The sequence below is a fragment of the Streptomyces carpinensis genome (assembly GCF_002154505.1).
GTDB classification, from domain to species: Bacteria; Actinomycetota; Actinomycetes; order Streptomycetales; family Streptomycetaceae; genus Streptomyces; species Streptomyces carpinensis.
In genome coordinates, this window is record NZ_MUBM01000261.1 from 1 (window position 1) to 15,220 (window position 15,220).

A 15,220-nucleotide genomic window follows, 5' to 3' on the forward strand; every position below is an offset into this window, starting at 1 on the left:
CGGTGCTCCGGCGCCGGAGCAGGATGTCGAGGTCGTCCTCCACGGCGGGCCGGCCGGTCGGGGGCTGCTGTCCGGGTTCGGAGGGGGAGGGTGATCCAGATGCTCTTGCCCAGGCCGTCGGCGTCGGGGCGGACGACCGCGGTCCCGCCCAGGGCGAGGAGGAGTTCCGTGACGGTGGCCAGGCCGCGGGCGCCGGTGCCGGTGACCGCCCCGTACAGCGCCGGCCGGTAGGGGTGGCGGTCGTGGACGGCGAAGGCCAGGCAGTCCCGGCCTGCGGCGTAGATGACGGTGACCTGCGGGGAGAGGACGGCGGCGTGCCTCACCATGTTGGTGACCAGTTCGCTGAGGATGAGCAGGGCCGGGGCAACCGTGGGGTGGCGCAGGCTCATCAACTTCATTAGTCATCCCTAGTGTTGCGCATGTATGGTTGCGGGGAATGGAGTTGCTGCGTATATCCAAGGCTGCGAAGCGTCTCGGGATACACCCGATGACGCTTCGTCAGTGGGCGTTGGACGGCAAGATCCCCTTCACGTGGGTCGGTCGTGAACGCCGGTTCTCCTCGGTTGATGTGGAGAACATGAAACGCGGCAGTGACGCTTCAACTTCGCGCCCCCGTCTGGAGTTGCTGTATGTGCGCGTGTCCGGCTCGTCCGGGCAGGAGTCCTCGTTGGAGGCGCAGGAGGCCGAGCTGCGGGCCGCTTCGACGGGCGAGATCGTCAAGGTCGTCCGGGATCGTGGCTCGGGCCTGAAGGAGAACCGGCCCGGTTTGAACCGGGTGTTGGCGATGGTGGCTGACGGCTCAGTCACTGTCGTGCGCGTCACGCATGAGGACCGGCTGGCCCGGTTCGGTGTGAGCTGGCTCAAGCGGTTGTTCGCCGTCTACGGGGTCACCGTGGAGGTGTTGCACCCGAAAAAGCTCGGCGGCCGGGATGAGCTGCTGGAGGATTTCGCCTCTGTGGTGACGACGTTCGCCGGGCGCTTGTATGGGATGCGTAGTGCGCAGAACCGCAAGCGGCTGCTGACCGAGTCCGGTCAGTGCGGCGACGAAGGCGGGGCTGCGTGAGCCGGAAGCTGCCTCTCACTGACGGCGAGAGGTGCCGCACCGCGTGTGCCCGCGCCCTGGTCCGGTCGGGCGTGGATGAGAAGACTGGTGAAGTCCTCACCTGCGCCGCTCTGGCGGAACGGGTGGGCTGGTGTGCTGACCTTGTGGCCGGGATGACCGGCGCGCTGCTGGCCGGACACTGGAATACCACCGACGTGGCTGGTCAGGGGCCGCCCATCAGGGCCATGGTGTAGAATACGCGGTCACTTCTTCGACCGAGCGCATGCGGCGATCTCCTCGGCCAACTGGCCAGCTGCCGCAGACATCCACCGCTACGCGACCGTACGAGCCGCGACGGCCACTGATCCCCAGCTCCTCCAGCACAACGGGGGAACCTCACGGTGGCCGCAAACCCGCGGTGCTGCGGGTTTGCGGCCCGAGAGCCCCCGCACGAAGAACCCGCCCGCCGGCGGCCGTGCGGACCCACGTACTCCTGCACCGTTCCGCCGAGGGCCTTCGCGACCTCCGGACCAAGAGCACGCTCTCGTCGCGGGCATCGCCGGTGGTGGACACGCTGGCGGCACAGGAGTCACCTGTCTTTATCGCGGACCCTTCGCGTACTGATTTACAACACTCCTTGAGGAGAGTGGCCTACTGGGACGGCAGTTGATTTCCGGACGGCGCCAGGCAGCATGGCCAACTGCGCCTCAGCGAGCAGTATCTATGGAGGTTGCTCGCGTGTGCCAGGGTGCAGCAAAGCCTACTCGGCTCTGACTAAGGTCGCCTCTGCCGTCGCCATGGAACAGTCCACCGTGTCTCACCAACTGCGCCTGCCGCGCGCCCTCGGCCTGGTCACCCGCCGCGACAGCCGCCGCATCGTCTACAGCCTCTACGGCGACCATGTCGCTCAGCTCCTCGACCAGGCCGTACACCACATCGAGCACCTGCTTCTGGGGGTACGCGACCGCGACTGACTGCGTGTCCCAGCCGTCGCGACACTCCCCTCATAAATGCACGAATTGCCATATATTGACTTCACGATGCACGGCCTGCGACAGCAGCACCCGCAAGCCACGGAATGGCACATCCAGGAGCAGCACATGGCCACCGCCACCGAACACCGCACCCACGACGACCACGCCCACACCCACGGCGAAGGCTGCGGCCACGTCGCCGTCCCGCACGGCGACCACACCGACTACGCGCACGACGGGCATCTCCACAAGTCGCACGACGACCACGTCGACGAGTGCGCGACTACCGGACACACCACCCACGAGGGTCACGACCACCAGCACGGCGAGGGGTGCGGGCACGTGGCCGTACCGCACGAGGACCACGTCGACTACGTGCACGACGGCCACCGCCACGCCGCCCATGAGGGGCACTGGGGCGACCACTGACGCAACGAACATCACCCTCACACGCTTCTGTACCGCTGACCTGGTGGACCTCGGCAAGACGGGCGGCCCACTGTGCGGCGGTGGCGAACGCCACGCGGTGCCCGGCCTGGCAGGCACTGATCCCGAGGCCCGTGGCGCGGTGGGTCTTGCCTGCGCAGGTCGGCCCCAGGAAGATCACGTTCTCCTTGCCGACAACAAGATCCAGCGTCCTCAGGCCCGTGTCAGCACGGTCACCCACCGCTGTGGGTTCACGCATCTCGGCCGCTTCACCGCTGCTGCGAGGGCAACCGCGGCCTGCCGGCCGATGCCCCTGGCCGTGCCGGTAACTGACTTCAGCGCTTCGAGGTGACTGTCTGCTCGGGTTGCTGACTGTTGGTCACTTGTGCGCTATGTCGTTGGTATGCATTATGCGGATGGGGGCGGGCTGACGGCGAAGGGCCGCCAGCGCCGCGAAGCAGTGCGGTTGGAGGCCGCCGGGCTGTTCGCCGAGGGGGTCAGGCCTGCTGAGGTAGCCCGCCGGTTACGGATCAGCTCGAAGCCAGCCTAACAACGGCAGAAGGCCTGGCGGGACGGCGGAGCCGCGGCGCTGACCTCCCGCGGACCGGCCGGTCAACCTTGCAAGCTCTCGGCACGGTTGCCGGGAGTAGTTGGCCGCCTGCCTGGAGGAGGGTCCGGCCGCACACGGCTGGAACCAGGGCCAGGTCTGGACCAGTGCGCGGGTGGCGGCGTTGATCGGCAGGATCCACGTCTCCGACAGCATCTCGGGAGCCACCCGGCTGATGCGCCGGCTCGGGTTCACCCCGCAGGTCCCCGCTCGCAGGGCCGCAGAACGCAACGAGCAGGCCATTGCTTCCTGGAGGGAGGCGACTTGGGCACAGGTAAAACCAAACCACGAGGGTGGCCTGCCGGGGATGGATCTGTTTCGAGGACGAAGCAGGATTCACCCGCAGGCCGCCGACCGGACGCACCTGGGGGCGACGCTGCATCGCCCCGATCGTGAGAGCGTCCGGCCGCCGTTCCGGGAGGGTCTCCGTCGCCGGGCTGATCCCGATGCGCCCTGACTCACGGACCCGGCTGTGCCACCGGCTGCGGCTGCACACCGGACGCAAGGGCGAGCGCCGCAGCCTGTGCGAGCACGACTACATCCGCCTGATCGACGGGATGCACCAGCGGCGCCTCCCCGACACCGAGCCCAAGCTCCGCGAGCTGTTCGCCAAGCTGCAGGCCAAGCACGGAACGGTGCTGGTCGTGGTCAATCAGCCGACCTCCATCGGGGGCCCTGCCGCTGGCGATCGCCAGCGGGCCGCCTTGCTTGTTCCAATTCGTGGCAGGCGGCGGCAAGCCGTTCCTCGTCATCCAGAACGGCCGCCACACGTTCCATGGGGTAGAGGTAGGAGCGCCGTTCGTTGATCCGTGGCTGACCCATTGTTCCTCCTTATCCACCTCAGATCGGGCGTGAAGTGCCCAAACACGCATAGCGCGCTTCAGGGTTTCCGGGGAAGCACCGTGAGGACCCGTACGACGTGATCCCGGTATTCCTCCATAAAGCTTCGAAGGAAACGTGGCATGCTTCGCGCTCGGTCTCTCGTACGGAGTCCTCTTCACAGCCCGGGGAACGGTTCCAGCAGGGAGCCCAGGACGTGGTCGGGTTTCACGGCCTGCAGGGCCTGAGCGGTGTAGTGGCCGCTGGCCACCGCGACAGCGGTGGCGTTCGCGGCGTGTGCTGCCTGTACGTCGAGCGGGGTGTCGCCGACGACGTACACGTCCTGGGCTCCCAAGTCGCTTCCGTGCAGCCGGGCGGCCTTGGCGATGGCCAGCCGGGTCACCTCTGGCCGGTCGGGGGAGTCCGAGCCGTAGGCTCCGAAGACGAAGTAGCGGCCGAGGTTCGCGGGCTCCAGTTTCGTCCGCGCGGCGCCCTCCATGGCTCCGGACAGGACGCCCAGGATGACGCCGGCGTCCGCGATCCGCGTCAGTGTCTCCTCGACGCCGTCCAGGACTCGGTAGTGCTCCGAGGTCCGGATGTCATCCGCCAGGTGCCACAGGTACGCGGCGTACAGCCGGGCCATCTCATCGTGCGTCGGATCGCGCCCGAGCACGGCTCGGAAGGTTTTCCAGCCGACCTCGGGATCGGTCTCCCCGGCTGATGTGTGCTTGCCGATGTCGGCGGCAACTCCGTGCAGTTGGTCGAAGGCCCACGCCCAGCTACGCGCTCCGGCTCCCCCGGTGTGGACTAGAGTTTCGTCGATGTCGAACAGCACGGCGATCGGTGCTGCCATAGCTGCTCCCCTGCGATCACGGGCGTCGGTGGGCACCACGGCGGGCCATGCGCCGTCGCACGCCCGCGCTGACTCGTCTCCGGCAAACGGTCGCGTTGTGGTCTCGGATGTGGTGCCCCTGGTACCAGCGTGCCCGCTGTTCTGCATCGCAGCGACTCGGCTCCGGTCAGGGTAGGTCATGGTGGAGCGTGGCACGGCCATCGCGGGAGGCTGGGGCGGTGTTGCCCGGTCACAGGTTGAGGCGGTACGACCTGCTGCACTCTGCCGGCGACTTCTACCTCCTGCTGCAGCGGCTCAGCGCACGCGGCGAACAGGTGGCGGACCCCGTGCGGGCGGGTGTAGGGCTGTTCGGGTCGTAGTAGCAGTTCTCGCACCAGCGGGGGTCTTGTGAGGCCTGGTCCGCCGCGTCGTCACCGCACACTCCGCAGCGTCCGGCAGCCCTCTGATAGTGCCCGCAGACGCGCAGGTGGAGGGCACGGGCAGCTGTCAGTGCGTCGAAGAGGGTGGTGTATTCGGGTGCTCGCCGGCGGAGTTCCAGACGCTGGAGCAGCGAGAGGTCGATCGTGAATCCGCACAGCGAAGGGTGCATCGTCCTGCACTCAACAAGGGCTCGGACACACGGTGGACCAGCTCAAGCTACCGTTCCGGCAAGCCGCCCAAGATTGAACGATTCAACTTCGCATCCCCATGACCGCCGGCCAGATGGGACGCATCTCATGTGCCGCATGATCGGAGGCTCTCAGCCCGGCTGTAGACAGGGCAGTTGGGTTCGCGGCATGGCGGTGGCTGCTAGCAGAGGAAATTCCAGCATCGGGATCGAATGCCGCGATGTTCTGGCTCCAGCCCGCCTCACCCACGTGCGGTCTCGGATGCTCGCCCCCTACCCCGCTACGCGCTGTAGCCGCTTCAGCTGACCCACGGCGACGACCACTGCCGGGCCTATGATTCATCTCAAATTTGGATATTACTCGTGCGATGAAGCGAAGGTGGGCGGGGCCTGGCCTGTAGCACGGGTGCCGTGAACACTTTAAGTAACGGACTGTCGTGAGGGCCGCCAGGAACTTCCGTTCGCCCTAGCGCTACCGGCCGCCACCTTGGGGCATGTCGGCGCCGCAGACACCACCTGATGGCACAACTCCCAGGACTATTACCGGCCAAGCGTTCACCGGGGGCCACGCTTGGAGCGTGGCCCCGGGTAGGACGGTGTGAAGTCATGAAATCAATTCCTGATTGAACGCTTGATTGAACTAATCCGGGTAGCTACGGTCAACGACCATTGAAACGTCTCACAACGCGCGGGGGGCGTTGCACTGCATGCCTCGCCAGATGAGACCCGCTCTCCAGCGGCCTGGGCGCCACCTGTACAGCACCGGTGTGTGCAGGGGGCTTGTTCGGTTATTCGCGTAGCTCGTAGGGCCGTCACGCACGACCTCTCACACGTCCTCACGAAGGAGCCATGCACGATGTCGGAAGGTGCGCTCAGCCGCAGGCAGGTCGTTGGAGCCAGCGGGGCGCTGGCTGCAGGAATGGCCTTGTCCCTCGCCATGAACCAGCCCGCTTCAGCGAGAGACAGAACCAGCAGCACCACAGGGGGCCAGTCACGCGCGACGAATCCGCAGGACCTCCAGGTCAACTCGATGACCGAGCCGCTCGGTACGCAGACGGCGCCGTCGTTCAGCTGGCTGCCTGTCGCCTCGGCCCAGACGGCTTACGAGGTACAGGTAGGAACCCGCCCCGGTCGCAGCGACCTCTGGTCGACTGGCAAGGTCAAGAGCTCCAACAGCACCGCGGTCCCCTACAAGGGCAAAGCTCTCGCAGCCGAGGGGCAGTACTACTGGCGCGTGCGGATTTGGGACGAGGACGGCCGCGTCTCCGCGTGGAGCGAATCAACGCGCTGGGAGACCGGCCTCTTTACCGAGAAGGACTGGGACGGGGCCAAGTGGATAGGTGGCCGGCACCCGCAGGACCACGACTGGACGGATTTCACCGAGACGGTGGTCTTCCGCGGCGGACCCGCGCCGACGACCGGGTTGGTGCTGCTCTTCCGGGCGGAGCCCATCGGCAAGACCTGGGGAGAGTCCCTGAGCTGGACTGTGCACCAGAACGGAACCGCCATGGAGTTGGTCATGGCGACCAAGCACTACGCAGGCAACACCTGGGTCGACGACGGATCAACCGAGCCTGACTGGGGCGTCAACTACTACGACCCTCAGAGCGAGACCAACCCCACCGCCGTCGGAACCAGGAGCGTGGCCATCGCCGCCGTCGCGGTGCCGGAGAGCACGGGCCTGACGTCGTCGACATGGGACACCAAGGACCACACCGTGGTGATCTCGGTCAAGGGCCTGACCGTTACCACCACCATCAACGATGTCACCGTCGACACCAGGACCCTCGCGGGCGACCAGATCCGGCGCCACGGAACCATCGGCTTCGGCGCGAACAGCTCAGCGATCCTCCGGAGCGTCAAAGTCAAGGGAACAGGAGCCCCGGACTTCGCGGTCGATCTGAGGGAAGGGGCGAACCCCTTCGAGAGCGGGATCGGCACGATCGGCGGCCTGGCGTTCGTGAACAAGAACGCGATGCTGCCGATCGCCAACCCCTCGGCGCTCCTGCGCAAGTCCCTCACCCTGCCGCAGGGCCACATCACCTCGGCACGCCTCTACATCAGCGGTGCAGGCTGCTTCACCTTCACCGTGAACGACAAGCCGCTGACGATCGACGGACGGGACGCGGCAAAGGACGGCGGAAACGTTCCAAGGCTGCTCACCGACCAGAGCGTGTACGACCGGACCGTGCTGTACGACACCTTCGATGTCACCGCGAGTGTGAAGAGCGGGCGCGAGAACGTGCTGGCTGCGGAACTCGGCCGCGGTTGGTATGGCCTGACCACCCCAACCGAGTGGTACTGGAACCTCGCCCCCTACGTGGGCGCGCCCCGCCTGCGCGCCAAGCTCGTTGTGACCTACAGCAACCGCTCACCGGTGACGGTGGTCAGCGGGTCTTCGTGGCTTACGGCGGACGGTCCGACGCTCTTCGACTCCGTCTACAGCGGCGAGAAGTACGATGCACGCCGCGCGGCCGACCTCGGTGACTGGCGCTCGACCGGCTACCGCCTGGGAAGCGGCTGGCAGGCGGCGACCGTGATGATCCCGCCGGGCAGCTGCCAGGGGGTCTCCCCCAAGTCCCACGGTCTGCTGCCGGCCACGAAGATTCCGGACGGTTTCACGCCGGCCATCCTTCGCGCCCACGAGGCAGAGCCCGTTCTGGTCAACCAGACCCTGGAAGCTCAGTCGATCACCGAGACAGCGCCCGGCTCCGGTGTTTGGGTCGTCGACTTCGGCCAAATCCTGACCGGCTTCGTCGCGGTCCATCTCACCGGCCTGTCCCGCTCCGCCGAGGGCCTGACCCTCCGCATGCGTGGCGGCAACCAGCTCACCGGCGCGGGTACGGCTACCTCCCCCTACGTCGTCGGAGAGGAGAACAACTTCCACGACGCCAACCTGCAGACCAACTACTACACCCTAAGCAACGCAGCCGAGCAGCGCTGGGAACCGCAGTTCGGTCACTTCGGCTTCCGCTACCTCGAAGTCCGCAACCTCGAGCCGGTCCTGGGTCGCCAGCCGATCCTCCAGCGTGATCGTGCCCTGTTCACCGTCAACGTGGCCCGTTCGGGCTTCGCTCGCACCGGCACCTTCACCACGGACAACGCGCTCATCAACCGGATCCAGCGCAACCTGGAGTGGGCCGAGCAGAACAACATCGTCCAAAAGCCCACCGACACGCCGTCCCGCGAGAAGAACGGCTGGACCGGCGACACGATGTCCAGTTCCGAGTCACAGTCGCTGACCTGGGACGTGAACGCGGCCTTCACCAAGTACCTGCGCAACTTCCCCGACGGCCAGATTTCCACGGGTCAGCTGCCCATGATCCTCCCGGCCGCGAAGGGGGGCTACGGCTACGACCACACTCCCGGCTGGAACTTTACCTGGAAGGCCGTCCCCGCCTGGGACTCGGCGTACTTCGTCATCCCCTGGGAACTGAACAAGTACTACGACAACAGCGTCCTGTTCGCGGAGCTGTACGACCACCAGGACGCACTGCTGGCCAGCTACGAAAAGCTCTTCACCGCGGACAACAACTACAAGTTCAACGCCGCCCTGGGTGCCTACTCCGGAGCTGAAAGCGCCGGCAGTAACGCCGTCATCAGCCTGGCGTTCTACATCCACTTCTGCGACTACATGGTCGAGGTGGGCGGCATCCTGGGCCGGACCAGCAGAGCCGCCCACTACAAGAACCTCAGCAGGAACCTGAGGCGCGCCTTCATCGCCAACTACTGGGACGCCACCAGCGGCTCCTTCGGACAGGGAAGCATCTCCAGCGAGAACGCCATGGCCATCGCGTTCGACCTCGTCCCCGGCTCGGACCTGCCCAGCAGCGATCCCCGCTACCTCGCCGGCAGCAAGACCGTCGCCGAGAACAGAGCAGCGCTAGCCAAGCTGTGCGCCGACCGCATCGTCGCCGCGAACTACCACATCCAAAGCGACATGTACGGGTCGCGGTACGAGTTCAACATCCTGTCCGACTACGGCTACACGGACATCCTCCTCCAGGCGATCACACAGAGCACCTCCCCCTCCTACACCAACCAGATAGCCCAGGGCGCCACATCCTTGTGGGAAAACTGGACAGGCGGATCGCTCGACCACCACTACCGCAGCGAGGTCGCCACCTGGTTCTACCAGAGCCTTGCGGGCATCAAGCCCACCTCCACGGCCTACGAAACCCTGCGCATCCGGCCCTACATCCCCTCGGTCCCGGTCAACAGCAAGGTCCCCACCTCCACAGCCGACCCCGACCTCGCTCCCGCTCCCCTTGATCACGTGGCGGCCACGATCAACACCGTACGCGGCGAAGTCGGCTCGCAGTGGACCCGCCGGGCGGACGGACGGATCGAACTGACGGTCACCATCCCGCAGAACACCAAGGCCGAAGTCTGGGTTCCTACTCAGGGCAAGTCTGTCAAGGCTCCCGGCGGAGTCACGCTCCTTCGTTCAGACAGCGCTGGACAAGCCCCGTACCAGGTCTACTTTGCTACCACAGGCACGTACACATTCAACGCGTAACTTGACTCTGTGGCGCCGAACTGCACGGGTGCGTAGCCAGGCTTGGTTTTGCGCAACCCCCTGTCCTCGAGGAGAACGGTCTGCGCAACGGATGCCGTGGGGGCCTGCGCACGCTCGTGCCAGCGATGGGGGCCGACCACAGGTCCAGGTGTCCTTTCTATGCCCCGGGCGCCCTCGGATGGGCGTCCGGGGCTGTCCGGCGGCTGCGAGTTTATCTCGGCGATGCTCCATACTGGCCGGATGGGCGCCAAGACCGAGCTGTTTCATGCCGTTCCTGCCGAGGTGCGGCCCTACCTGACGGAGCTCGTACGCCGCACGCGCGCGGTGTGCGGTCCCCGGCTGACCGGAGTGGTCGCGGTCGGTTCCCTCGCGCTCGGCGACTACCGGCACGGCCGCAGTGACATCGACGTCACGGTCGTCGTAGAGGGCCCGCCTTCGGCCGCGGCCCTGCGGGAACTGGCCGACGCCCTCGATCACCGGCGGCTGCCGTGCCCGGCGGCGGGGCTGGAACTGGTCGTCTACGCGGCGGACTTCGCCCGTGTCCCGTCCGGGGAGGCCGGCTACCTGCTGGATCTCAACACCGGCGCTCAGCTGCCGGGCCGGGCCGCCTTCGACACGGCCGGGGCACCGTCGTTCTGGTACGTCATCGACCGCTCCGTGGCCCATCAGGACGGGATTGCGCTGTACGGCCCGCCCGCATCGGAGGTGATCGCGGCGCCCCGGCCGACGGACCTGTACACCGCGATCCGGGCCTCGGTGCGCGAGCACGGCGACGGTGAGGGGCATCTCGCCGACAACCGGGTCCTCAACGGCTGCCGCTCCGTGGTCTACTGCCGCACCGGGCGCTGGTTCGCCAAACGCGACGCGGCCGGGCAGGTCGCCGCCGCGGAGGAGGACTTCCGTCCGCTGATCGAGGCCGCGGTCCGCAGCTTCGAACGTCCTCGCGCCGCCGCACTGTCCCTGCCCGGTCCGCAGGTCCGGGCGTTCCTCGCCTGGGTGCGAGCCCGCGTCGACGAGAACGCCGCGGCGGTCGGCGCCTGACAGGGCATTGTCGCGGTGGACGACCAAGGGGCCACGGTATGCCTTGACGCCATGAGGCGCGCAGTTTCCCGCGTACTCTCCGGGCCGCTTCGGGATGTTGATGCCGCAGCCTTCCCCTGCCATCTTCGAGCGGGCCGGGGTCTCGGAGTCCGGCACCGCCAGCCGCTTCGTCGAGGCCGGAGCCTACGGGCCGTCGTAGCCGTACTCCGCGCACCAGCCCAGCCAGGAGAGTATATCGCCGCCCGGCGGGTGCCGCCGGAGTACTTCTGCCAGCCGCATCGGGTCTTCCCGACGGCCGTGGTCCTCACCGGCTACCCCGGGGTCGCCGAGGCGCTCTACAAGAAGCTAAAGTACCCCGCCGTCGAGGCGTCGCTGGTCCGCGGGGGCCAGGCCCAGCCGATGATCCTGGTGATGCTGCGGCCGACGGTGGCGCCGCCGCGGGACACCGAGTGCATGAAACGTGCCGCGCGGGCCGCAGACCGAGACCTTCTTCGCCCCTTCTTCGCCCAGGACCTGCGGGCCGCCCTACTCGGCCACTACCGGATCGGCGCGGGCGTCGGCAGCTGGGGCGTCATCGGCGACTCCACCGGCGGCTACTGCGCGCTCAAGCTGGCCCTGGAGGATCCCGCGGACTACTCGGCGGGCGTGGGCCTGTCGGCCGACTACGCGGCGCCCAAGGACCCGACGACCGACGACCTGTTCGGCGGGAGCGAGAAGGTGCGGCTGGCGAACAACCTGAGCTGGCGGCTGCAGCACCTGCCGCAGGCGCCGGTGAGCCTTGATAGGGGAAGCCCAGCAAGATCAATCTTACCGGGATTTCCTGTACCTCAACTACCACTACTCACACCCGAAGTCACCGCGCGAGTCTCCCAAAGCCATCGGCACCTGCCGGCGGCGGGGCCGACACCGCGCTGCTGAACCCTGTGAACATTTCGAATTGCCCGAGCTCGCTAGGTGCCTCCCGAATCGGTGAACAGGTGCTGTCCGTTCTCGTGAACAGAGCCACGCAGGCTTGCTCAGGCGCTGGCCTGTACGTGTAGGGGTGCCGGGCGGGTTGCTTCCTTAGGTGCTCCCACCCTTGCTTGGACGGTTGCTCTCACCGTTGCACCAAGGGGTGTGGCGAGAGTTGCACCCCATGTCCGAGTCTGGTGTCTGTTTCCGCTGGTGGGGCTGCACGGGCAAGCCCGGCGCGGTCACCGACACCTCTTTCTCCGCGATAGTCGGAGAAAGAAGGTCGATGTCCCTGCGCTGGTGCGGCGCCTGGCTGATCTTGAGGGAGGCTGGTAAGCCCAGGTACCGGGTGCCAGCCCGGCCGTCACCTATCAGCCCGCCGGAACCACACCAGCCCGGTTGTCTGCGCGAGTTCTGCGCGGCCACCGTCCTGGCGGCACTTGACGGCAATGGCTGACGACCGGGTGGAGCCCGTTGAGCAGGGCCGTCAGCATCACCGAGACTTCCCGGCACCCGGAAGACCAGTGCCTCCGCGGAAAACACCACTCATTGAGCGAAATGGGAACAACGAAGATCAATGAGATTTTCGCTCCTGGCAGGAGCTACGCATGCCGGCTGCGCTCTAGATTTCCCTCCGGTACGAAGCCGGGGCATCGATGACGCATTGCGTCACGACCGGCCTCCCGCGCTCTCCGTCCGTTGACTCAACCATCCAGGAGCGATGATGAGACCTGCGCGTCGAACCGCAATGACCTTGGCACTAGCCGCAGCATTGGTGGCTGGTGGCACCCTCACCAGCCTGGCCGTTCCCGACGACAGCGCAAAAGAGCAGATCACCTGGAGTATCGCTCCACAAAAGCCGGTGACGCCCCAGACCGACGAGCAGGACGCGTACAACAAGGACCACGGGCGCCCCCTGCCGACTCCTGAAATACTCCAGCCCACTCTCGACTCCGCGCTGGCTTCCTACCACCCGAAGCCGCAGGGTCAGCTGCACGGCGACTACCAGTGCGGCGCCTCCGACGTGCTGGCGGACCTGTCCAAGAAGTGGATCAAAGAGTTCGAGAAGAAGTACCCGCGCGTGCACATCGCGGTGAACCCACCGTATGCGGGCAGCCTCGGCGCGCTGGAACTGATCAAGGGCAACCTCGACTGCGTTTTCGTCTCGCGCGAACTGAAGCCCACCGACATACAGGGCTTCCACGACGCGTTCGGCTACGACCCGCTCAGCGTGCCCATCTCCGGCGGAAGCTACCGCCACTTCGGGTTCCTCGACTCCGTGGGCTTCATCGTCAACAAGGACAACCCCATCAACCAGCTCTCGTTCGACCAACTCGACGCAGCGCTGTCCACAACCCGCAACCGCGGCGGCTCGGCTGCCACAACCTGGGGAGACCTCGGCGCGACCGGAGCCTGGGCTGACAAGCCCATACACATCGTCGGCCTGCAACCGTGGAACGGATTCGAGGAATTCGTACGTCAACGCGTCCTCAACGCAGGCGGCAAGCGAGGTGAGTGGCGCCCCGGAGCGGCCAGCGACTCCACACCGGCGGATCCCGCCGTGCACTGGGAGAAGACCGTCTTCAACATCGCCAAGGACGTCAAGAACGACCCCTACGCCATCGGTTACACGGGCATGGCCTACGTCGACCAAGCGGTGAAGGTCCTCTCACTCAGCGAGCACACCAACGGCCCGGCCTACGCACCCACCTACGATAACGTCGCTTCCGCGGCCTACCCCCTCAGCCGCGTGACCTACTTCAACGTCAACAAGCAACCCGGCAAGCAGCTCGACCCCGTCATGGAAGAGCTGATGCGCTTCATCCTCAGCAAGCAGGGGCAGGCCGTCGTCAGCAAGCAGCAGGTCTTCCTCCCGCTCCGGGCAAGCCAGGCCGCCGCCAGCACGCGGACACTCGACACCGCCCCCTGACCGGGAATCCAACAGGACCAGGGGGCAGCAATCCGATCTTGTGCCGTCCCTACGCGCGAGGGCGGTATCGGCACCCGTCCGGTGTAGCCCCCCATCTGGCAACTCAAGCGCTCTCGCCGCTATCTGCCTGGACGGCCAGCAGCCCTGAGGGGCGGCTGGCCGTCCGGACGGATCGATAGTGCTCACGCGATTACCCCGGCCGCAAGCCGGTGCCGGAGCGGAACGAGGCCCGTGAGCGGTACCAAGCCGAGCAGGGTGAAATGGGACTCCTACAACGGCTTCGTGATGACGCGAAAGGTTTCCGGAAGTCCCCATGGCCGCTCACGTGCCCCACAATGGTTCGCCCTATCGGCCCGGCAGGGGATCGCGACGAAGCCACCCGGCACAGGGCGCGGAGGCCCCGCCGACGCGCGACGAGACACCGCGGCGCCCGAATCCCCCGCCGCGCCGCCCGCCAGCCACAGCCCGCCCGACCTCCTTTCCTTCTGTTCTGGGATCGGCTGCGAGAGGCGCATAGGGGGATGTCGGCCTGCCGACCACGGCCGGGCAGGCGTGGTGACCTGCGGATACGTAGCCCAGGACGCCGTCGCGTGCGGACAGTTGCCGGAAGGGTTATCGGCGGGGATATCAGCCTGGTCCAGGGCGGGGTTGTCGATGGGGCGCTGCCTCTTGTCATGGTGCCGCGATGGTGACCAGCGCCAGGGTCGGTGCGTGTGCGGCCCAGGAGAGGTCGACAGTGCCCCCCTCGGCTCAGGAGGGGCCGAAGGAGGCGAGGGTGCCGCGTGCCGATGAGCGGCCGCCGACATCCGCCGGTGCGCAGGTGCCGCGATCAGGTCGTGGCGAACTCGGGAGCGATCCGTGCCGCTGCGGCTGCCGCATGACGTTTGACCTGCTCGGTGTCCAGGTGGTCCAGGCCGAGGTCGATCACGAGCCGCTCGGCCTGCTGGCGCGCCAGCGCCTCCAGGGTGTAGGGCAGACTCTGGGCGTCGGTCGGCTGCCTGGACTCCTTCAGTTTCCGGGTGGCCTCCCAGGCAGCCGCATGGCCGGCCTGCTCCTCGGTGACGAGACGGTCCAGACTGGTGCTGCCGTAGATGACGGTGTGCGCGTCCTTGTACTGCGTGATGCTCTGGGACACGGTTTCTCCTCGCTTAGGGCCTGACCGGGCTTCTTGCCTGCAGGCCGGATAACACCCAGACAAACCCGACCTAGCCGACCCGCGCCCGGCAGCAGCCCCCGAACGGGTGGCGTGCGGGCACACAGCCCGCCCCACCCTTCTCCCTTTTCTGTTCTGGGCCGGCTGCGAAAGGCGCATAGGGGGATGTCCGGCTGCCGACCAGGGCCGGACAGGCATGGTGACCTGCGGATACGCAGCCCGAGGAGGGGGCAAGGTAGCCCGGACCGAAACCGGCTGTCGGCGACGGCTGAAAAGTGGTTCTGGATCACTTTCCGTG

The 15,220-nt window shown here is 66.9% G+C and carries 10 protein-coding genes and 4 pseudogenes; 8 read left to right on the forward strand and 6 right to left on the reverse strand.

Annotation, left to right across the window (positions count from 1 at the left end):
- Nucleotides 1-389, reverse strand: a pseudogene (locus BZY54_RS31420) (ATP-binding protein); the annotation flags it as partial.
- Nucleotides 390-436: 47 nt separating this feature from the next.
- Between BZY54_RS31420 and BZY54_RS31425 the strand changes: the two are divergent.
- The 3 genes from BZY54_RS31425 to BZY54_RS31440 all read left to right on the forward strand — a co-directional run bounded on the left by BZY54_RS31425 (nt 437) and on the right by BZY54_RS31440 (nt 2,445).
- Nucleotides 437-1,063, forward strand: a complete 627-nt coding sequence (locus BZY54_RS31425; protein ID WP_086728715.1) for an IS607 family transposase — start codon at nt 437-439, stop codon at nt 1,061-1,063.
- 671 nt (nt 1,064-1,734) lie between these two features.
- A complete protein-coding gene (locus BZY54_RS31435) occupies nt 1,735-2,016 on the forward strand; it encodes a hypothetical protein (protein WP_425276335.1) in 282 nt (93 codons plus the stop codon).
- A gap of 126 nt (nt 2,017-2,142) precedes the next feature.
- Nucleotides 2,143-2,445 (forward strand): hypothetical protein, encoded by a 303-nt coding sequence (locus tag BZY54_RS31440; RefSeq protein WP_086728716.1) that lies wholly within the window; start codon nt 2,143-2,145, stop codon nt 2,443-2,445.
- 106 nt (nt 2,446-2,551) lie between these two features.
- Here the strand turns inward: BZY54_RS31440 and BZY54_RS54840 are convergent.
- Nucleotides 2,552-2,701: pseudogene (locus BZY54_RS54840) on the reverse strand (ATP-binding protein); the annotation flags it as partial.
- A 144-nt stretch (nt 2,702-2,845) separates the two neighbouring features.
- Here BZY54_RS54840 and BZY54_RS55625 point away from each other — a divergent pair.
- Nucleotides 2,846-3,615: pseudogene (locus BZY54_RS55625) on the forward strand (helix-turn-helix domain-containing protein); the annotation flags it as partial.
- On the opposite strand, the gene BZY54_RS55630 reads toward BZY54_RS55625, so the two are convergent.
- Together BZY54_RS55630 and BZY54_RS31460 are read right to left on the reverse strand one after the other, a co-directional pair.
- Nucleotides 3,508-3,819: a hypothetical protein gene (locus tag BZY54_RS55630; RefSeq protein WP_208640832.1), complete on the reverse strand. Its 312-nt coding sequence runs from the start codon at nt 3,817-3,819 to the stop codon at nt 3,508-3,510. The pseudogene BZY54_RS55625 and the gene BZY54_RS55630 overlap by 108 nt on opposite strands.
- Before the next feature lie 227 nt (nt 3,820-4,046).
- On the reverse strand, nt 4,047-4,721 hold the full coding sequence (locus BZY54_RS31460; protein WP_086728717.1) for an HAD family hydrolase: 675 nt from the start codon (nt 4,719-4,721) through the stop codon (nt 4,047-4,049).
- 1,544 nt (nt 4,722-6,265) lie between these two features.
- On the opposite strand from BZY54_RS31460, the gene BZY54_RS31465 reads away from it, so the two are divergent.
- Nucleotides 6,266-9,847: a family 78 glycoside hydrolase catalytic domain gene (locus BZY54_RS31465; RefSeq protein ID WP_483025154.1), complete on the forward strand. Its 3,582-nt coding sequence runs from the start codon at nt 6,266-6,268 to the stop codon at nt 9,845-9,847.
- A 240-nt stretch (nt 9,848-10,087) separates the two neighbouring features.
- On the forward strand, nt 10,088-10,888 hold the full coding sequence (locus tag BZY54_RS31470) for a nucleotidyltransferase domain-containing protein (protein WP_086728719.1): 801 nt from the start codon (nt 10,088-10,090) through the stop codon (nt 10,886-10,888).
- 117 nt (nt 10,889-11,005) lie between these two features.
- Here the strand turns inward: BZY54_RS31470 and BZY54_RS53780 are convergent.
- Nucleotides 11,006-11,122 (reverse strand): annotated as a pseudogene (locus tag BZY54_RS53780) (site-specific integrase); the annotation flags it as partial.
- A 15-nt stretch (nt 11,123-11,137) separates the two neighbouring features.
- On the opposite strand from BZY54_RS53780, the gene BZY54_RS31475 reads away from it, so the two are divergent.
- The gene (locus BZY54_RS31475; RefSeq protein WP_086728720.1) at nt 11,138-11,806 is read left to right on the forward strand and encodes an alpha/beta hydrolase-fold protein; all 669 of its coding nucleotides are present in this window, start codon (nt 11,138-11,140) and stop codon (nt 11,804-11,806) included.
- Nucleotides 11,807-12,614: 808 nt separating this feature from the next.
- The gene (locus BZY54_RS31480; protein ID WP_244217440.1) at nt 12,615-13,769 is read left to right on the forward strand and encodes a PstS family phosphate ABC transporter substrate-binding protein; all 1,155 of its coding nucleotides are present in this window, start codon (nt 12,615-12,617) and stop codon (nt 13,767-13,769) included.
- A gap of 829 nt (nt 13,770-14,598) precedes the next feature.
- Here BZY54_RS31480 and BZY54_RS31485 read toward each other — a convergent pair.
- The gene (locus BZY54_RS31485) at nt 14,599-14,904 is read right to left on the reverse strand and encodes a hypothetical protein (protein ID WP_086728722.1); all 306 of its coding nucleotides are present in this window, start codon (nt 14,902-14,904) and stop codon (nt 14,599-14,601) included.
- Nucleotides 14,905-15,220: the final 316 nt, after the last annotated feature.